The organism is Pseudomonas sp. P105 (genome assembly GCF_032614175.1).
GTDB classification, from domain to species: domain Bacteria; phylum Pseudomonadota; class Gammaproteobacteria; order Pseudomonadales; family Pseudomonadaceae; genus Aquipseudomonas; species Aquipseudomonas rhizophila.
Genome location: NZ_CP126693.1, coordinates 2642378 through 2661189 on the forward strand (window position 1 = coordinate 2642378; position 18812 = coordinate 2661189).

Here is an 18812-nt window from a genome sequence, read left to right on the forward strand (position 1 = left end):
GGAGCAGCGATTAGGAGGCGAGCAACTGGCGTGGCGCGTACATCGGTGGGTGAGCCCAGCCTTGGGGCAATTGCGACTGGCCCACGAGAAATTCGTCCATCGGGCGCCCCATCAGGGTATCGACGATGCGCTGGCTGGCCTTGCCATCACCATAGGGGTTGGCTGCCTGAGACGCGCGGCGCCACAAGGCCTTGTCGTCGAACAGTGCGTCCACGCCGGCAATGATCGAGGCCGGGGAGGTGCCGACCAGACGCACCGTGCCCGCAGCTACGGCTTCGGGGCGTTCGGTGACGTCGCGCATCACCAGCACCGGTTTGCCCAGGGACGGCGCTTCTTCCTGCACACCACCGGAGTCCGTGAGGATGACGTGGGCGTGTTGCATCAGGCGCACGAACGCCAGGTAATCCAGGGGCTTGATCAGGTGCACGTTGAGCAGGTCACCCAGTTGTTCGGTCACCGGGCCCAGTACGCTGGGATTGAGATGCACCGGGTAGACGATCTGGATGTCGGGACGCTGGGCCAAGTGACGCAAGGCCTTGCAGATGTCCAGGAAGCCTTCGCCAAAGTTCTCCCGGCGGTGGCCGGTGACCAGCAGCAGCTTGCGTCCGGTTTGCAGGAACGGGAACTGTTGGTCCAGTGTTTGTCGCAGTTGTGCATCCTGCTCGATGCGCCGGGCGGTCATCTGCAACGCATCGATGACGGTATTGCCGGTCACCAGGCAGCGGCCCTGCAGACGTTCGTCCAGCAGGTTATCGCGAGATTGTGCGGTGGGGGCAAACAGCAGGTCGGCGCTGAGGTCGATGCAACGACGGTTCATTTCTTCCGGCCATGGGCTGTAGATATCGCCGGTGCGCAGCCCGGCTTCCACATGCCCCACGGGAATGCGTCGATGAAAGGAGGCCATCGAAGCCACCATGGCCGAGGTGGTGTCGCCATGGACCAGCACCCGATCCGGCCGGGTCTGTTCCAGTACCGGGTCGATTGCGCCGTACAACGCAGCCGTCAGCGAGTTGAGCGTCTGGTGCGGCGTCATCACGTTGAGGGTGAAATGGGCCTTGAGATCGAACAGGTCCAGCACCTGCTCAAGCATGCTCTGATGCTGGCCGGTGACACAGATCAGCGACTCAATGCCCGGTTCGGCGGCGAGGGCCTTGACCAAAGGTGCCATCTTGATGGCTTCCGGACGGGTACCGAAGATCGAAAGAATCCTGATCCGTGACTGATGAGTAGCGATGACGCCCTTCCTCGCGCAGTTTGCTGCGCTGCACAGCCGTTCGCCCAAGCGCGATCATGCGTCTGAGTAAACAAGCAAGTTGAATTAAGTGGGATCCAATATCAGGCAGGCGCGTTACGCACGCGGAAAAGTTGCGTAATGGCCTATTGCAGTTTGGAGCGGCGAAGTAATAACACCAAAGAACACGGGCGCAAAGTTTTATTTGAAAGGTATTTTGTTGTTTTGACTAAGAAGGGTTGGGGGGAGGTTGGAAAGTTGCGCTCTTATTCTGAAATTATAATAGTGTAAGATTTTGAATAATAAGGTTTTTTCGTGATTTACTGAGTGCTGGAAAGGGCATCCTGATCACGCCAAGTCTATCGAGGTCTTATTTCTGGCGCCGCTTTATATAAAGGTGCCTGGATGTTTGTCATTGAAATGACGCCTGTTTGTTGTCGAGGTTGGAAGTATTATCGAGTTGGCGGGTTGCCGGTGAAGTGCAGAAGTTAAATAAGGTTCAATTTTATTATTGGATTTTCAGATCAGCGGAGTTGAACAGTTTTGTATGGCGCTAGTTCATAATTAAAGTTGTCTGTTGATAAATAAAAAAACGCATTGGGCACGGTGTCGAACACCAAAAATACCGGATAAGCCGGCCCACACGCTTATCCGATAATCGCACGCTTTGTGTGGGCCTCCCGCCAAGGTGATTGACCGAACTAACCGGTTGGTACATTTTAGGCGCAACACCTCTTGCTCAGCTTGACCAAGACCATAATAAAAAATTGAGGAACCCCCATGCGTACCCGTCTGCAAGCGCTCAGCCCCTATCCCTCGCTTCGTTGCTCCGGACCCGGAACAACGCTCAGTCGCTGTGTCCTGACCCGATAGCTCCCCGCCCATCGTTGCGGTCCTATCGCGCCGGTTGCTGGATGCTGGCGCTCGACAAGTCCGGGAGGTCTTCAAGATGACAAAGGTCGTCGATCTGTATTTCAAACTGCTCAAACTGCTGATTGTGCTGTGCATGGTCGCAATGATCGTGCTGGTGTTCGGCAATGTGGTGCTGCGTTATGCCTTCAACTCAGGCATCAGCGTCTCGGAGGAACTGTCGCGCTGGTTCTTCGTCTGGATGATTTTTCTCGGCGCCTTGGTGGCGCTCAAGGACCGTGCCCATCTGGGGCTCGACAGTCTGGTCAAACGCCTGCCTCCGGCCGGCAAGCGCCTCTGCCTGGTCATCGGGCACCTGATGATGTTGTACATCTGCTGGCTGATCTTCAGCGGCAGTTGGCAGCAGGCGGTTATCAACCTGGATGTGGTCGCGCCAGCCTCGGGTATGTCGATGGCAGTGTTCTACGCTGCCGGCCTGGTGTTCGGCGCCAGCGCCGCCGCCATCCTGGTCTATGAGCTCTACCTGGCGCTGTTCGGCAAGCTCAGGGATGACGAAATGGTCATGGTCAAGGACAACGACGCCGCCGAAGTGATCGCCCATAACCCCATCAAGAGTACCCGCCCATGACACTGGTTATTTTCCTCGGGTCATTGATAGGCAGCATGGCGCTGGGCATTCCCATTGCCTTTGCCTTGCTGGTGGTCAGTGTGGCGTTGATGTTTTATCTGGATCTGTTTGACGCACAAATCATCGCCCAGAACCTGCTTAACGGTGCCGACAGTTTTCCGTTGATGGCTGTGCCGTTCTTCATGCTGGCCGGCGAAGTGATGAACTCCGGCGGCCTGTCCAAACGCATCGTCAACATCGCCATGGCGCTGGTGGGACACAAACGTGGCGGCCTGGGTTACGTGGCGATCATCGCGTCCTGCCTGTTGGCATCGCTTTCGGGGTCGGCGGTGGCCGACGCGGCGGCGCTGGCGGCCTTGCTGGTGCCGATGATGGTGCTGGCGGGGCACAACCGGGCGCGTTCGGCCGGCTTGATTGCCGCCGGAGGCATCATTGCCCCGGTCATTCCGCCGAGCATTGGCTTCATTGTGTTTGGCGTGGCGTCCGGGGTATCGATTTCCAAGCTGTTTTTGGCCGGGATCGTGCCGGGTCTGATGCTCGGTGTCGCCCTGGCCATCGCCTGGTGGTTCATCTCCCGCAGCGAGCATGTGCAGACACCACCCAAGCGCTCGCGGGCCGAAGTGATGCGGGCCCTGGTCGAGGGCAGTTGGGCCATGGGCCTGCCGCTGATCATCATCCTGGGTCTCAAGTTCGGCATTTTCACCCCGACGGAAGCAGCGGTGGTGGCAGCGGTCTATTCGTTGTTTGTGTCCTTGGTCATCTACCGGGAAATGAAAGTCAGCCAGCTGTACGAAGTGATCCTGTCCTCGGCCAAGACCACCTCGGTGGTGATGCTCCTGGTGGCGGCGGCCATGGTGTCCTCGTGGCTGGTGACCATTGCCGACTTGCCGGGCCAGTTGGCGGCAGTGCTCGAACCGTTCATGGACAGTCCGACCTTGCTCCTGGTGGTGATCATGCTGTTGATCATCATGGTCGGTACGGTCATGGACATGACGCCCACCATCCTCATCCTCACCCCGGTGCTGATGCCAGCGGTGACCCAGGCGGGTATCGATCCGGTTTATTTCGGCGTGCTGTTTCTCATCAACACTGCCATCGGCCTGATTACGCCACCGGTGGGTACCGTGCTCAATGTGGTGAGCGGGGTTTCGAAACTCAATATCGAAGAGATCGTTCGTGGCGTGTGGCCGTTCCTGCTCGCGCAACTGGCGGTGCTGTTCCTTCTGGTCCTGTTTCCGCAACTGGTTCTGGGACCTTTGAAATTCTTCACCGGTTGACGCCGGTGCAAGCGGTAGTAGCTCGACTTCTAAAACAATAATGATCGGAGAGTGACATGGGACAACTGATGAAAACCTTGTTGGCCGGGGCATGTGCAACGGGGCTGCTGCTGGGCAGCGTGGTCAGCCACGCGGACGAGATCCGCGAGCGTACCCTGCGATTTGCGTTCCAGAACGTCAAGGAGCACCCCCAAGGGCAAGGCGCACAGAAGTTCGCCGACCTGCTGAGCGAGAAGAGCGGCGGCAAGCTCAAGGTCCGTCTGTTCCCCGGCGGAACCCTGGGTGGTGACGTGCAGACGGTCTCGGCCCTGCAGGGCGGTACGCTGGACATCACCGTGCTCAACTCCGGCATCCTGGCCGCCCAGGCAGCGGATTTCGCGATGCTCGATTTCCCCTTCCTGTTCAACAACGCCGAAGAAGCCCACGCGGTGATCGACGGGCCGGTCGGCCAGAAGCTGGCGGCGCAATTGGACAGCAAAGGGCTGGTTGGCCTGGGCTACTGGGACCTGGGTTTCCGCAACCTGACCAACAGCAAGCATCCAGTGGCCAAGCTTGAAGACATGCAGGGCTTGAAGATTCGCGTGATCCAGTCACCGATCTACCTGGAAACCTTTACCGCCCTGGGCGCTAACCCGGTGCCGATGGCGTTTCCCGAGGTCTACACTGGCCTTGAGCAGCACACCATCGACGGCCAGGAGAACCCCTTCACGGTGATTGAGGGCAACAAGTTCTTCGAGGTGCAGAAGTACCTGTCGGTGACCGGCCACATCTTCAATCCCCAGTCGCTGATCATCAGCCAGAAAACCTGGAACCGTCTGAATGACGATGAAAAAAACCTGATCCGCCAGGCCGCCGCCGAGGCGCAGAAGTACCAGCGGGAAGTCACTGCCGCGAGCATGGACAAGGCCAAAGCTGCGCTGGCCGGCGCGATGACCGTGAACGAGATCACCCCGGCCGAGAAAGATCGCTTTCGCGAGCGTGTGCAACCGGTGATCGACAAGTTCGCCAAGTCCCTGGATGCCAATCTGGTGAAGATGATGTACGACGAAATTGCCAAGGTACGCGCCGCGCAGTGAGCTGAGCGACACACAGGCTGATCAAAGGGCGCCGGGGCAATCCCGGCGCCTTTTTTTCTTTGCGATTCAGGCTTTTCCCAGCCGTGATGCCGGTCCCCTGAGGGCTCGCGCACGGGCCATTTTCCCAGCCGGGGAACGCTTGAACGGCCGCAATGTCCCAGACTGGCTCATAAGCTTGTTAAGATACATGCGCACACATCTCGTTTTTACCATAGGAACAGCGGGGCTTATCAGACCATGCGCGCCCAAGCGCGCGGATAACAAAAGGAGGTTCTCGTGGGAAAAAACCCTGTAGACGATCTATCAGGACAACCCCAGTCAACCGGCACAGAGGGGATACCAGCCCCCAGCGGCAAAGCCAATCTCATCGACACCGACTACGTGATCGGGCAAGACAATATCCGAGGTCAGTTCTCTTTCTCTCTGGATATCCACGGCAAAGTTTTCATCATCTCCGCGGCGACCATTCTGCTGTTCGTCATCGTGACGCTTGCACTGCAGAATGAAGTCGAACCGCTTTTCAGCGCCATGCGCAGTTGGTTGACCAAGCATCTGGCCTGGTTCTTCATGAGCGTGGCCAACATCTTCGTAGTGCTGTGTCTGGCGCTGATCGTCTCGCCCTTGGGCAAGGTTCGATTGGGCGGTCAGGATGCCACGCCGGACCACACCTATGTGGGCTGGTTCTCCATGTTGTTCGCCGCCGGGATGGGCATCGGCCTGATGTTCTACGGTGTGGCAGAACCCATGTCCCATTACGCTGCCGCCATGGGCGGTGTCACACTCGACGCCAGCGGGGCGCGTACCGACTGGGCGCCTCTGGGCGGTGCGGCGGGCGATGTGAAAGCCTCCGCCGACCTGGCCATGGCCGCGACCATTTTCCACTGGGGTCTGCACCCTTGGGCCATCTACGCCATCGTCGCGTTGTCCCTGGCCCTGTTCTCCTTCAACAAAGGCTTGCCGCTGTCGATACGCTCGATCTTCTACCCGCTGCTGGGTGAGCGCGTTTGGGGATGGCCGGGCCATATCATCGACATCCTGGCGGTATTCGCCACGCTGTTCGGGCTGGCGACGTCGCTGGGCATCGGTGCCGAGCAGGCCGCTGCGGGGATTGAACACCTGTTTGGCATTCAATCGACCAGCGTGAGCAAAGTCGTGCTGATCATCGGCATCACCCTGATTGCCCTGTGGTCGGTGCTCGCCGGGTTGGAGAAGGGCGTCAAGCTGCTATCCGAAATCAACATGGGCCTGGCCCTGTTGTTGCTTGTGTTCATTATCGTGGTGGGACCAACCCTGGCGATCCTCACCGGCTTCTTCAAGAACCTGGTGACCTACGCCGAGTACCTGCCGGCTTTGTCCAACCCCTTCGGTCGCACAGACACTGAATTCACCCAAGGCTGGACGGCGTTCTACTGGGCCTGGTGGATCAGCTGGTCGCCGTTTGTGGGGATGTTCATTGCCCGCGTCAGTCGCGGCCGTACTGTTCGCGAGTTCCTGATCTCGGTGCTGCTGGTACCTTCGCTGGTGTCGGTATTGTGGATGACCACCTTTGGCGGGACAGCCATCGACCAGGCCACCCTCCAGGGGCTGAGTGGGGTCAAGGATGCGGTGTTGGAGCTCAAGCTGTTTGCCATGCTCGAAGGGCTTCCGCTCAAGGAGATCACGTCACTGCTCGGTATCGTGCTGGTGATCGTGTTTTTCATCACCTCTTCGGATTCCGGTTCGCTGGTCATCGACACCATCACCGCTGGCGGCAAGGTCGATGCGCCCGTTCCACAGCGGGTGTTCTGGGCCATCATCGAAGGTGTGATCGCTATTGCGCTGTTGTTGGGTGGCGGTTTGATCGCGTTGCAAGCCATGGCGGTTTCCACCGGCTTACCGTTTGCCATCGTCCTGCTGCTGGGCTGTATTTCTCTGGTCAAGGGATTGATGTCGGAACCGCGCACCTGACCTTTTAATCCCACAGCTGGCCGATAGGGACGGACGGGCTGTAGTGAGTGGCTATTTGCGCTTGCAACAGCTCGGCCGTCGCCAGGGCATCGGTCAAGGCATGATGGGCGTGATAGGGCGGCAGGTGGTAGCGCAAGCGACTGTCCGCCAACCGGATGGACTCGGGTGGACGGCGTAACAGCCGGTCCAGCCAACGGCGCTGACCGCGCACCTGCCGCGCTTCCAGCTGCATCGTGTCAATCACCGGAAATTGCAGGCCCTCCCCAAGGTGATTGCGTAACGCCTGATCCAGGAAGTTGCGTTCGATTGCCCGGTAATGCACCACCATGATCTTCCCTGCCATGGCTTCCAGCACTTTCTCCATGACGTCCGGCAATCGGGGAGCATGACGGATGTCGGAGTGTGTGATGTGGTGAAACGTCACCGACTCATGACTGAGCTGCGAGGGCTTGATCACCCAGTACAGGGCTTCACCGCAGCGTATGCGCCTGAGGGTGAACGGCAGCAGGCCGATGCTGACGATACTGTCGGTGCGCGCGTTCAGACCGGTGGTTTCAAGGTCCATGGCCAGCAGTTCCACCTGCTCCAGCGCAGTCCCGGCGTCGATGACACCCTGTTGGTAGAAGCGTTGCAGCAGCGGGTGTCGGGCTTGCTGTTCCAGACGTTTGAAACGTGCCGCCCAATCCAGCGTTTCTTGCCCCTTCGGATTGTTCATCGGGATGGCCGAGCGTGACCGGGGTAGCGGAATCGCAGGAATTTCTGCGCATTGCTCAATACCTGAAACGCTTCCTTGAGGTTGTGCCGCTCAGTGGTGGAAAAGCGCTCCGGTTCGATGTAGTTATCCGGTTTCTGGCCCTGTTCGATGGCGTCGACCTGGTGTCGGATACGCACCATCGACAGGAATTCCAAGGCATAGCGCAGATGCTCAATGGCCTGCGGTTGCACGAGCTGTGTGGTGCTGATGGCTTCGAGACGATCAAAGGAATTCTGCGCCGTGGTCCCGCAGGCCAGGGCGTGGATACGGATCAGATCGGTCAATGGCGCCGTGCCACGGCCCTTGAGGTTGATGATCTGTTTTTGCTTGCCGTCGGTTTCCATTACGAAGGTGCGAAAGAAACCCAAGGGGGGCGTGCGGTTCAAGGCATTCCGGGCCATCGCCGCCAGGAAGGCGGGGGTCACCCTGGATTTTTCAGCGCAGAGCACCTTGAGTTCGTTGACCATTTCCAGTTGCCCATAGACCCCGTCCAGGTCAAAGAAGATGCAACTGTTGAGCAGGGTGGCGGCATTGGGCTTCTCGATCCACTGGCTGAAATACTCGCGCCATACTCGCAACGGCTGCCGCCATTGCGCGTTGGTGGCCATGATGCCGCCCTTGCAGTAGCTGTAGCCGCACTCTGCCAGGCCGTCGCTGACGAAGGTTGCCAGGCTTTTGAAGTATTCGTCGTGCAGGGCCGGGTCGAAACGATCATCCAGCACCAGGGCGTTGTCCTGGTCGGTCACCAGCAGTTGTTCGTCCCGCGCCATCGATCCCAGCACCATGAAGCAGTACGGAACCGGCGGCGGCCCCAGTTCCCGCTCGGCCAATTCGAGCAACCGCTGGGTGAAGGCGCGGCCAATGCCCGAGATGGCGCTGCCGATCATGTGAGCCGTCGCACCGTCGCGCACCATGCGAATGTAGGTGCCGCGCAGATCCCGCAACAACGAGCGCAAGCCCTCGACAGAGGTCTGGTTGGAGATGCTGTTGACCAGGTACAGGCTGCTCTGGGACTCGTGCCGGATGATGTCCGACAGGTTGATCAACCCCAGCGTGCGCCCCTTGTGCACCACCGGCAGGTGGTGGATGTTGCTGCGAAGCATGCACAACATGGCTTCGAACAACGAGTCGTCGGCCTGGATGACCACCGGATCGGTCGACATCACTTCACCGATGCAGGTATCGCCGCTGCGGTTGGCGGCCACTACCCGGGTGCGCAGGTCGCGGTCGGTGACGATGCCGAGCATTTTTTCCGGGTGATGCCCGGCAGGTTCCAGGACGACGACGCAGGAAACGCTTTCCTGGGACATCAACCGTGCTGCTTCGTGAACGCTGGTGTGCGGGGTGACCCAGACCAGGTCCCGGGAAATCAGCGCGCGAGATTTCAATTGGATCAGTTCGCTGGCGCGGCCCTGGGCCTCGACGGCGGATTTGAGCCTGGAGTGTCCTTCGGCCTCGACAAAGTCGGCGAAGCTGTCATGTTGCTCGCACAGCTGGGCAAACACATCCGCCGGGATGAAGTAGATCAGGCTGTCTTCAAGGGCCCGCGCCGGAAAACGCACTTTGTTGCTGCGCAGCAGGCTGGCCTGACCAAAGATGTCGCCTTCCACCAGCCGGTTGTACAACTGGCCGTTGCGCCGGTAGATCTCGACTGCGCCACTGCGCACATAATGCAGGTCGTGGACGATGGAGCCGGCCTCGAGAATATCGCTGCCGGCCTTGAAGTAGCTGACTTCGACGCGCTGCGCTATGGCCTCCAGGGTTTGCTGGGGCAGGGCATCGAAAGGGGGAAAACGATGCAGGTGCTCGCTGATTTCCAGTAACTCGATCTGCATGGAACCTCGTGGCTGATCAATTGAGAGACCAACATGCCAGTTCCAGGGGCCGCACACAAACCCTGGGTGAGTGAGTCGTGTGCGGCGCAGGCATTGTCACTGTTGCTGGGGCACCGCCAGCCACTGGCTGATGACCTTCTGGTAGCTGCCATTTGCCTTGCTCAGGTGCAGCCACTGATCGACGTACATTTTCCAGGTGATGTCGTCCCGTGGCAGCAGGTAGGCCTTCTCGCCATACTGCAAGTAGCGGCTGGGGTTGACGGCGCAAAGACCGGGTTTGAGTTTCTGCTGATAGAGCGCTTCCGAGGCATCGGTGATCATCACGTCGGCCCGCTTGTCTAGCAGTTCCTGGAAGATGGTCACGTTGTCGTGGAACTTGAGTTGCCCTTTGGGCAGGAACGCCCGGACGAAAGCTTCGTTGGTGCCGCCCGCCGGTTCCACCAGGCGCACCGAAGGCTGGTTGAGCTGCTCAATGGTCTGGTAGCGCGCCTGGTCCTCGCAACGCACCAGCGGGATTTTGCCATCCACATCCAGGGTGGTGCTGAAGTTGGCTTTTTTCTGACGCTCCAGGGTCACGGAAATCCCACCCATGCCGATATCGCATTTACCGGCGACCATGTCCGGCATCAGGGTTTTCCAGCTGGTCTGCACCCATTGAACCTTGACCCCTAGGCTGGCGGCCAGCGAACGGGCCATGTCAATGTCGATCCCCTCGTATTCACCTGTTTCGGCTTTGTAGGTGTAAGGCTTGTAGTCGCCCGTCGTACACACTTTCAGCTCGCCGCGCTGCAGGACCTGATCAAGGTGCGAAGGGACTGGCTCGGCAAGGGCGCTGCCGCAGAACGCCAGCAGGCCACAGAACGTCATTGTGTTTGTTATGTTTTTCATAGGGATTGCACGTCTCGCAAGGGAGGGGACAAGACGGGCAGTGTAGTGAAAAGGTTGGCGGGCTGTCATTGGCGCCTCAAACTTCGCAGGTGTGCTGCCTTCGCCTCTGTCATCATGGGCGATGGCAGACTTGGGTCAGGGGAGAAACACGTTTCGGATGGACGCATCAGTCGTCAGAATTACGCTTATGTTGATGGTCCCAGGGATCCTGTCGGTCTTTGGGGTTGCGTTCGTCTGCGCCTGGTTTATCGACAAAAAACGCGACTATCTGCTGCTCCTGGCTGGTGGCTGTGGCCTGTTCGCGTGTGGCGCCACGTCGCAGCTTTTCGGCTGGCCTCCCGGGGTCGGGCCCAATGCCATTGTGTCCGGCGCGCTGTATACCTCGGCGGTCCTGGCGGTGGCCGAAGGCGTTTTGCTGCGCTCGCAAAAACGCCTCGGCTGGCGGCTGGACGTGGCCGTGGTGTGCGTCATTTCCCTGGCACTGGCCTGGTTCTTTTATATCGACCGCAACCTGCTTGCGCGCATCTACATCCAGAACTTCGGCTATGGTGCGATTTTGCTTTTGGCGGCGGTCAAGCTCAGATCGCTGTTACGCGGGCGACTCGTCGACAAGGCGCTGTTCTGGGTGTTGCTGGTCTTCGCGTTGCATTTCTTTCCGCGGACCCTGTTGACTGTCGGGCTGTCGGTGCCGCTGGACCGGGTCGCTTTCGCCAACTCGGTGTTCTGGCAGGCGCTCCAGTTGTCCCTGGCGGTGCTCGGTATCGGACTTGCCTTTGTGATTCTCGCCGCGGCCATTGCTGACGTGATCGATGACCTGCGTCGCGAACGCGATTTTGACCCGTTGACCGGTGTCTTGAACCGGCGCGGCTTCGAAGAACGGGTGTCGATGCTGCTGATGAAGAGGCAGGGCGGCACGACAGCGCTGGCACTGTGCGATATCGACAACTTCAAGAACATCAACGATAGCCATGGCCATGACGTGGGCGATAACGTCTTGCGCGAAGTTGGCCAACTGCTGCGTACTTCGGCGCGCAAACGGGACATCGTCGGGCGCCTCGGTGGTGAAGAGTTCGCTGTGCTCCTGCCGGATACCGATGCCCGGGAAGCTTACGAATGTGCCGAGCGCTTGCGGGCGGCTATCGAGAACGGTACGCCTGTCACGCGCGATACGGTCGGGCCGGTCACCGCGAGTTTCGGTGTCGGCAGTCTAGGCCCCAGGGAAACCTGGCAGGATCTCTACAAGCGCGTAGATACCTTGCTTTACCAGGCGAAGCGAACCGGGCGCAATCGCACGGTGGCCGATGAAGTTCCGGGTCGGATCGATAGGCCCGCCGAGGTCCAGTCATAGGCGGCGAGCGCGAGCCGGGGTTGCTAGCGTGAAATGATCCCGTGATCGATGGCGTATTTCACCAGGGCCGCGGGCTTGTCGATGTTGAGCTTGCGGCGGATGCTCAGGCGATGGGTTTCGACGGTGCGCACGCTGATGTCCAGTTCCCGGGCCATTTCCTTGTTGTTCAGCCCCTGGACCATTTTGTACAACACCTGACTCTCGCGCGGCGTCAGCTCGTTGTCGGTGGTTGGGTCGGTGGCCAGCCGTTGGGCGATCTCGGCACTGTAGAAGGTGCCACCGCTGATGATGGCTTCAATGGCCGCGATGATTTCCCGCGAAGGGGCATTCTTGAGCACGTAGCCACTGGCGCCGCAGCGCACGGACTCACTCACATACTCATAATTGTCGTACATGCTCAGGATGAGGATCTTGAGGTTGGGGTATTGCTTGCCCAGCAGGCGGGTCAGTTCAAGTCCGTTCATGTCCTTGAGACTGATGTCCATCAGCAACAGGTCCGGTTGGCAGCGCCCGACCATCTCGATTGCCTGTGCACCATTCTCGGCTTCGCCCACCACGTCCAGTTGGGGCATGACGGACAACAGGGCCCTGATGCCATCGCGGACCAGGGAATGATCATCGACCAGCGCGACGCGGATCACAGAGGGCAGGTTCATCGGCAGGTGCTCTTGTCAGGTTGGGCGCGCATCAGCTTTGTGTCGCCATCATGTTCATGGGCAGCAGGATATCCAGCTCGCTTCGTCCCGGCACCGAGGTCATTTCCAGCCGTCCGCCGAAATGCTCGACCCGCTCACGGATATTGCGCAGGCCGATGCCGGCGTGGCCACGTTCGACCTGCGGTACGTTGAAACCCATCCCGTCGTCCACCACCGTCAGGCGCAAGGACTGGCCGGACCCGAACAGGGTGATGCCGACACTTTTCGCCCCGGCGTGACGCTCGATATTGGTCAAGGCTTCCTGAGCAATGCGAAACAGCGAAACCGGTGCTCCATTTTCCAGGCGGCAATCGAATTCGTTGCTTTTGTACGACACTTCAAGCCCGCTGCGTTGCTGGAATTCGGCCGCGAGCTGGCCGATGGCGGCGGACAGGCCCAGGGTGTCGAGCAGGGAGGAGCGCAAGTCGTGGGAGATGTTGCGGATCTCGCCAATGGCTTCCCCCAGCCGGTCTGTCGCGTTCTTCAGGATGCCCAGGCCGTTTTCCTGCCCCTTTTCGAGGACGTGACTGGCCAGTTCAAACTGGAATTTTATCGACACCAGTAATTGGCTGATGCCGTCGTGCAGCTCGCGTGAAACTCGCGCGCGTTCCTCTTCCTGCAAGCTGACGATGCGCTGGTTCAGTCGTTGCAGCTTTTTGTCGGCCAAGCGATGTTCGCTGACGTTGAGGGTCATGCCGCCGGCAAACACCAGCAGGACCGCCACCAGCGCAATGGCTGCGATGGCCTGCATGGTGGTGTGGATGCCCTGGGCCACTTCAGCGCGGGCTTGCTGGGTGGCGCGCTCGACATCCTCCAGGTAAATCCCGGTCCCGAGCATCCAACCCCAGCGATCCAGCATCACCACATAGGCCAGCTTGTCGGTCACCTGGCCGGAGGAGGGCTTGTTCCATGCGTAGCGCTGGAAACCTTCGCCGGATTCAGCGCTCTTGAGCAATGCCTGGATCACCGGCAGCCCCTGGGGATCTTTCATGTCCCAGAGGTATTGGCCCACCAGTTCGGACTGCCGGGCATGCATCAGGCTGCGCCCCTGGCGGTCGTAGACGAAGAAATAGCCATTGATGCCAAAACTGAGCTTGCGCAGCTCCTCCAGCACCTGCTGCTGCGCGCGTGCGTCGCCCTGGCCGTTGTTATACAGCGGGGCGATCAGGCTTTGCGCCATTTCGACGTAGTTTTTCAGCTCCGCGCGCTTGCTGGCCAGGATGCTGTCTTCGATCAGTTGCGCCTGTTGATCACCCAACTGGCGATTAAGCGAGATCACCAAGGCGCAGATGACGGCAATCGCCAGGACCAGGGGCAGAATTCCCAAGGCGACGATTTTGTGTTTGAGCAGCATGTGTACTCCTGTCCGGACTCAACGGGGGGAGGCGAATGGTCGGCATCATAACGCTGTGGGAGCAAAGCTTGCTCGCGATCGCGACGGATCAGCCTGGACTGTTGCCAACAGACCCAGCGTTATCGCGAGCAAGCTTTGCTCCCACAGTCGTTAGCCTGCATTGGCTTTGCATGGGCTCACACAGAGGGATTCCACGAGAGTCTACGTAGAACTACGTAGATGGCCCGTACGTAGTACTGCGGATTTATTTATTGACGGCTTCCACGGATATTGGGCCGGCTCCGAATAGTCGGGGCACACTATAAAAACAATCGCCGCAATCCACTGGATATCGGCAGGAGACACGCAATGACAACCCGTCTGGTTAAACACCTTGCCTGGTTTGCCGTGGCTGTTCTGGGAGCTTGTGCGTTGAGTGTCGTGGCCTTGCGCCGCGGCGAACCGATCAACGCCCTCTGGATCGTCGTCGCAGCCGTGGCCATCTACCTGGTCGCCTACCGCTACTACAGCCTGTTCATCGCCAATAACGTGATGCAACTCGATGCGCGCCGGGCCACCCCCGCCGTGCTCAACAACGATGGCCTGGACTATGTCCCGACCAACAAACACATCCTGTTCGGCCACCACTTCGCGGCCATTGCCGGTGCGGGGCCGCTGGTCGGGCCGGTACTGGCGGCGCAGATGGGCTACCTGCCCGGTACGCTCTGGCTGATCGCCGGGGTGGTGCTGGCCGGTGCCGTGCAGGACTTCATGGTCCTGTTCCTGTCCACCCGTCGCAACGGTCGCTCCCTGGGCGACATGGTCCGCGAAGAGATGGGCCGCGTTCCCGGCACCATCGCGCTGTTCGGCTGCTTCCTGATCATGATCATCATCCTCGCGGTGCTGGCGCTGATCGTGGTCAAGGCCCTGGCCGAGAGCCCGTGGGGGATCTTCACGGTGATGGCGACCATCCCGATCGCGATGTTCATGGGCATCTACATGCGCTACATCCGCCCGGGCCGCATCGGTGAAATTTCCCTCATCGGCGTGCTGTTGCTGCTGGGCTCGATCTGGCTCGGCGGGCAAGTGGCCGCAGACCCGGTCTGGGCCGAGGCCTTCACCTTCACCGGCGTGCAAATCACCTGGATGCTGATCGGCTACGGTTTTGTTGCCGCGGTGTTGCCGATCTGGCTGATCCTGGCGCCGCGCGACTACCTGTCCACCTTCTTGAAGATTGGCACCATCGTCGCCCTGGCGATCGGCATCCTGGTCACCATGCCCGAGCTGAAAATGCCGGCACTGACCCAGTTCACCGACGGCACGGGCCCGGTGTGGAAGGGCGGATTGTTCCCGTTCCTGTTCATCACCATCGCCTGTGGCGCGGTTTCGGGTTTCCACGCGCTGATCTCTTCGGGCACCACGCCGAAGATGCTCGATAACGAAGTCAACGCCCGCTACATCGGTTACGGCGGCATGCTGATGGAGTCGTTCGTGGCCATCATGGCAATGGTCGCCGCTTCGGTGATCGAGCCGGGCGTGTACTTCGCCATGAACAGCCCGGCGGCGATCGTCGGCGGTGATGTGGTGAGCGTGGCGCAGACTGTCAGCAGTTGGGGCTTTGCAATCACCCCCGAAGCGCTGCAGGCGGTGGCCAATGACATCGGCGAGACCACCATCCTGGCCCGTGCCGGCGGTGCGCCGACGCTGGCGGTGGGGATCGCGCAGATCCTGCACTCGGTGTTGCCGGGTGAGAACACCATGGCGTTCTGGTACCACTTCGCAATCCTGTTCGAGGCGCTGTTCATCCTCACGGCGGTAGACGCCGGCACCCGTGCCGGGCGCTTCATGCTGCAGGACCTGTTGGGCTCGTTCGTACCAGCCCTCAAGCGGACTGAATCCTGGGTCGCCAACCTGATCGCCACCGCCGGCTGTGTGGCGCTGTGGGGCTACCTGTTGTACCAGGGCGTGATCGATCCGCTGGGCGGCATCAACACCTTGTGGCCGCTGTTCGGCATCTCCAACCAGATGCTGGCCGGTATCGCCCTGATGCTCGGCACCGTGGTACTGATCAAGATGAAGCGCCAGCGCTACGTCTGGGTGACCATGCTGCCGGCGGTCTGGTTGCTGATCTGCACCACCACGGCGGGCCTGATCAAGCTGTTCGACGCCAACCCGGCGATCGGCTTCCTGGCCCTGGCGCGCAAATACAACGATGCCCTGGCCGCCGGCCAGATCCTGGCCCCGGCCAAGAGCATCGAGCAGATGCAGCACGTGGTGTACAACGCTTACACCAACGCAACGCTGACGGTGTTGTTCCTGCTGGTGGTCTTCAGCATCCTGTTCTACGCGCTCAAGGTCGGCATCGCTGCCTGGGGTCACAAGGAACGCACGGATAAAGAAGCGCCCTTCCAGGCCGTGCCGGACGCCTGAATCGAGGATTGCAACGATGTTCAATGACTTGAGTCGCCTCGGTAAATACCTCGGTCAGGCCGCCCGCCTGATGGTCGGCATGCCCGACTACGACAACTACGTCGAGCACATGCAAAGCAAACACCCGGACAAACCGCTGATGGACTACGAGGCGTTCTTCCGCGAACGCCAGGAAGCCCGATACGGTGGCAAGGCGGGACCCAAGTGCTGTTGATCAACTGATTTCAGGTTGATGAGGTAACCCTGTGGGAGCGGGCTTGTTCGCGAAGGCGTAGGGTCAGTTACGATGATGTTGACTGACCCACCGCCATCGCGAGCAAGCTCGCTCGCACAGTTGTTTTGGGGTGGCCTCGGGATTTGCATACACCACCGATCCCCTTGTGGGAGCGAGCCTGCTCGCGATGGCGTCGGGTCAGTTACGATGATGTTGACTGACCCACCGCCATCGCGAGCAAGCTCGCTCCCACAGTTGTTTTGGGGTGGCCTTGGGTTCGCATACACCACAGACCCCTTGTGGGAGCGAGCCTGCTCGCGATGGCATCAGGTCAGCAGCATTGATGTTTGCTGATCTACCGCTTTCGCGGGCAGGCTTGCTCCCACCGTTGTTTTGGGGTGGCCTCGGGATGTGCATCAGCACCGAACCAGGTGCAATGCATCACTCTGCCAACAGCACCGCTGCATCGAACCCGACCCGCAAATTGCCCCAATGGCGGCCGCCGAAGAAGAACGGTACGTCGATCTCGGTCATGATTTCCCCGGTATCGCGCAGGTAGGTCTGGAGCAGGAAGCGTTGGGTGTTGCCCGCCGCGCGCAGGCCGATCGGGTCGTTGAAGATGCGCTTGTTGCGGCAAACGGGCAGGTCGACGGTGCGGTCACCGGTCGGTTGTTTCGAAACCCAGCTGTTGTTCACTGGGCAATAACCCTTGGTGTCGACGATGAATGAGACTTTGCCGCCCGGGGTGCTGCGGGTGAGTTTGTCGCATTCTTCCTGGCAGACTTGGGCAAAACGCTCGGTGTAGCTGGTCATGTATTGCTTGGGATCGGTGCCGGGGATCAGTTGGTAGTTCTGATCGAACAGGTTGAGGCCATCCTGCTGCAGCGCCTCCAATTGGACCTGGAGGCCGTCGCGGCACTGGCTGGCCCGGGTGATGGCGGCATCCAGCTTGCCATGGCCGAGCACGAACCGGCCCAACAATGCCTGGACCTTTTCAGCGACACCGGACAAGTCACGGGTAGCCGTTGCCGAATGCTGCATGCGCTGGTCAATCGACTGGCTGTCGGCATGGATCTGCGTAACCCGTTCGTTGATGCCCGTGTTGGATTCGGCGAAAAGCTGGATATGGGACGCGATATCGGCCAACTTGCCATTGGTGGATTCGAAGTCGCCGATCATGCTTTCGAAATGGCCCGAGGCACGCTCCACGACTTTCTGGGTTTCCCGGGCGCTGTGGCTGATCTGGTTGGTCTGTTCATGTGTGGAACTGACTTCTTCGAGCATGGCGTCGATGTTTCGTGAGATGTCGTCGGTAGCCCGGCTGACATTCTGCGCCAAGGTGCGCACCTCATCGGCCACCACGGCAAACCCCCGACCGCTTTCACCGGCCCGGGCGGCTTCGATGGCCGCGTTGAGGGCCAGCAGGTTGGTTTGGGCAGAGATCTGCTGGATCAGCCCAACGATGGACTTGATGCTCGAAGAACGTTGGTTCAGGGCGCCTACCAGCGTGGCGAATTCATTGAGGCTGCTGGAGATTTCACTGATGTTGCCCGTCACTTCCAGCAGTTCTGCATAGGAGTCGCGGGCCATGCTCAGGTTCTGCGCAGTGGTGCTGGAAATGCCCTGAGTCTGGCGCGAGACTTCTTCGATGCGACCTACGGCGGTGTTGCTCTGGTCCATCACTTCCTTGGCGAAGCGGGCCTGGTGAGTAGCGCTGTCGCTGGAGTCGCTGATGTTTTTCAACGAACGCGCCGATTCGACCGCAATGTGCACGGTCAGCGCCTGGACATTACTGATGATCTCCCGCTGCTTGGCCAGGAAGCGGTTGCAAGTGTCGGCCAGCACGCGGATTTCGTCGTGGGTCACCAGAGGCAGGTCTTTGGACAGGTCGCCTTCGCCGCTGGCGATCTCCTCGAGCGCCTTGGTCATGGCCGTGACGGGGCGCACGATGAGGTGGCGAAAGTACCAGACCATGAAGCTGATCATGCACAGCGTCAGCAGCGCGCCGAAGAGCAGGGCATGGGTGAGGCTGTCGAGCCGGCCTTCGACTTGCCCCAGCAGCGCGGGGTCCAGTTGCGCAGTGTGCAACTGCAGCACAATGTCGGCGCGGGCACTGACTGCCACCCAGTAAAGCAAGCCACTGACCACGACCAGCAGGAAAAGGCTCGACAGCTTTTTGGTGAGCGTATCGAAAAACTGCATCTCGATAGACTCGTACAAGGCCTTTAGCGTCTGCATCCGTTGCTCCCGGGTAAAAAATCACTTTGATTGCATACATTCGACCGC

14 protein-coding genes are annotated in these 18812 nt (G+C 59.9%); 7 read left to right on the forward strand and 7 right to left on the reverse strand.

What is annotated here, in order from left to right; all coding sequences use genetic code 11:
* Positions 1–10 precede the first annotated feature (10 nt).
* Positions 11–1168: a non-hydrolyzing UDP-N-acetylglucosamine 2-epimerase gene (wecB, locus tag QOM08_RS11975; protein ID WP_047229892.1), complete on the reverse strand. Its 1158-nt coding sequence runs from the start codon at positions 1166–1168 to the stop codon at positions 11–13.
* A gap of 1012 nt (positions 1169–2180) precedes the next feature.
* Between wecB and QOM08_RS11980 the strand changes: the two genes are divergently transcribed.
* The 4 genes from QOM08_RS11980 to QOM08_RS11995 all read left to right on the forward strand — a co-directional run bounded on the left by QOM08_RS11980 (position 2181) and on the right by QOM08_RS11995 (position 7029).
* Positions 2181–2729 (forward strand): TRAP transporter small permease, encoded by a 549-nt coding sequence (locus tag QOM08_RS11980; protein ID WP_076385109.1) that lies wholly within the window; start codon positions 2181–2183, stop codon positions 2727–2729.
* Positions 2726–4006, forward strand: coding sequence for a TRAP transporter large permease subunit (locus QOM08_RS11985; RefSeq protein WP_047229890.1), 1281 nt, complete (start codon positions 2726–2728; stop codon positions 4004–4006). Before QOM08_RS11980 ends, QOM08_RS11985 begins: the two co-directional genes overlap by 4 nt.
* 56 nt (positions 4007–4062) lie before the next feature.
* Entirely contained in the window at positions 4063–5082 is a 1020-nt protein-coding gene (locus QOM08_RS11990) for a TRAP transporter substrate-binding protein (protein WP_316913001.1), read from the forward strand.
* A gap of 276 nt (positions 5083–5358) precedes the next feature.
* Positions 5359–7029 carry a BCCT family transporter gene (locus QOM08_RS11995; protein WP_316913002.1) on the forward strand — a complete coding sequence of 557 codons (1671 nt, stop codon included), beginning with the start codon at positions 5359–5361 and terminating at the stop codon, positions 7027–7029.
* Between the two features lie 4 nt (positions 7030–7033).
* Here QOM08_RS11995 and QOM08_RS12000 read toward each other — a convergent pair whose 3' ends face one another.
* The 3 genes from QOM08_RS12000 to QOM08_RS12010 form a co-directional block, all read right to left on the reverse strand.
* A complete protein-coding gene (locus QOM08_RS12000) occupies positions 7034–7744 on the reverse strand; it encodes a 3'-5' exonuclease (RefSeq protein ID WP_076385105.1) in 711 nt (236 codons plus the stop codon).
* Complete coding sequence (locus tag QOM08_RS12005) at positions 7741–9618, reverse strand: DUF294 nucleotidyltransferase-like domain-containing protein (RefSeq protein ID WP_076385103.1); 1878 nt, start codon at positions 9616–9618, stop codon at positions 7741–7743. The genes QOM08_RS12000 and QOM08_RS12005 overlap by 4 nt, the downstream gene beginning before the upstream one ends.
* A gap of 96 nt (positions 9619–9714) precedes the next feature.
* On the reverse strand, positions 9715–10506 hold the full coding sequence (locus QOM08_RS12010) for a transporter substrate-binding domain-containing protein (RefSeq protein ID WP_316913003.1): 792 nt from the start codon (positions 10504–10506) through the stop codon (positions 9715–9717).
* Positions 10507–10693: 187 nt separating this feature from the next.
* Between QOM08_RS12010 and QOM08_RS12015 the strand changes: the two genes are divergently transcribed.
* A complete protein-coding gene (locus tag QOM08_RS12015; protein WP_316913004.1) occupies positions 10694–11854 on the forward strand; it encodes a GGDEF domain-containing protein in 1161 nt (386 codons plus the stop codon).
* A 23-nt stretch (positions 11855–11877) separates the two neighbouring features.
* Here the strand turns inward: QOM08_RS12015 and QOM08_RS12020 are convergent, their stop codons facing one another.
* Positions 11878–12510 (reverse strand): response regulator, encoded by a 633-nt coding sequence (locus tag QOM08_RS12020; protein ID WP_047229883.1) that lies wholly within the window; start codon positions 12508–12510, stop codon positions 11878–11880.
* A gap of 31 nt (positions 12511–12541) precedes the next feature.
* Entirely contained in the window at positions 12542–13903 is a 1362-nt protein-coding gene (locus tag QOM08_RS12025; RefSeq protein WP_092398613.1) for a cache domain-containing protein, read from the reverse strand.
* A 348-nt stretch (positions 13904–14251) separates the two neighbouring features.
* Between QOM08_RS12025 and QOM08_RS12030 the strand changes: the two genes are divergently transcribed.
* Together QOM08_RS12030 and QOM08_RS12035 are read left to right on the forward strand one after the other, a co-directional pair.
* On the forward strand, positions 14252–16312 hold the full coding sequence (locus tag QOM08_RS12030; protein WP_076385097.1) for a carbon starvation CstA family protein: 2061 nt from the start codon (positions 14252–14254) through the stop codon (positions 16310–16312).
* Positions 16313–16328: 16 nt separating this feature from the next.
* The gene (locus QOM08_RS12035; protein ID WP_047230563.1) at positions 16329–16526 is read left to right on the forward strand and encodes a YbdD/YjiX family protein; all 198 of its coding nucleotides are present in this window, start codon (positions 16329–16331) and stop codon (positions 16524–16526) included.
* Between the two features lie 441 nt (positions 16527–16967).
* Here QOM08_RS12035 and QOM08_RS12040 read toward each other — a convergent pair whose 3' ends face one another.
* On the reverse strand, positions 16968–18764 hold the full coding sequence (locus QOM08_RS12040; protein ID WP_076385095.1) for a methyl-accepting chemotaxis protein: 1797 nt from the start codon (positions 18762–18764) through the stop codon (positions 16968–16970).
* Between the last annotated feature and the right edge of the window lie 48 nt (positions 18765–18812).

Bases quoted from the DNA above. Each gene is read 5' to 3' on its own strand.
- wecB (WP_047229892.1), bottom strand. From the start codon at position 1,168: ATGGCACCTTTGGTCAAGGCCCTCGCCGCCGAACCGGGCATTGAGTCG.
- QOM08_RS11980 (WP_076385109.1), top strand. From the start codon at position 2,181: ATGACAAAGGTCGTCGATCTGTATTTCAAACTGCTCAAACTGCTGATT.
- QOM08_RS11985 (WP_047229890.1), top strand. From the start codon at position 2,726: ATGACACTGGTTATTTTCCTCGGGTCATTGATAGGCAGCATGGCGCTG.
- QOM08_RS11990 (WP_316913001.1), top strand. From the start codon at position 4,063: ATGGGACAACTGATGAAAACCTTGTTGGCCGGGGCATGTGCAACGGGG.
- QOM08_RS12000 (WP_076385105.1), bottom strand. From the start codon at position 7,744: ATGAACAATCCGAAGGGGCAAGAAACGCTGGATTGGGCGGCACGTTTC.
- QOM08_RS12005 (WP_076385103.1), bottom strand. From the start codon at position 9,618: ATGCAGATCGAGTTACTGGAAATCAGCGAGCACCTGCATCGTTTTCCC.
- QOM08_RS12010 (WP_316913003.1), bottom strand. From the start codon at position 10,506: ATGAAAAACATAACAAACACAATGACGTTCTGTGGCCTGCTGGCGTTC.
- QOM08_RS12015 (WP_316913004.1), top strand. From the start codon at position 10,694: ATGTTGATGGTCCCAGGGATCCTGTCGGTCTTTGGGGTTGCGTTCGTC.
- QOM08_RS12020 (WP_047229883.1), bottom strand. From the start codon at position 12,510: ATGAACCTGCCCTCTGTGATCCGCGTCGCGCTGGTCGATGATCATTCC.
- QOM08_RS12025 (WP_092398613.1), bottom strand. From the start codon at position 13,903: ATGCTGCTCAAACACAAAATCGTCGCCTTGGGAATTCTGCCCCTGGTC.
- QOM08_RS12030 (WP_076385097.1), top strand. From the start codon at position 14,252: ATGACAACCCGTCTGGTTAAACACCTTGCCTGGTTTGCCGTGGCTGTT.
- QOM08_RS12035 (WP_047230563.1), top strand. From the start codon at position 16,329: ATGTTCAATGACTTGAGTCGCCTCGGTAAATACCTCGGTCAGGCCGCC.
- QOM08_RS12040 (WP_076385095.1), bottom strand. From the start codon at position 18,764: ATGCAGACGCTAAAGGCCTTGTACGAGTCTATCGAGATGCAGTTTTTC.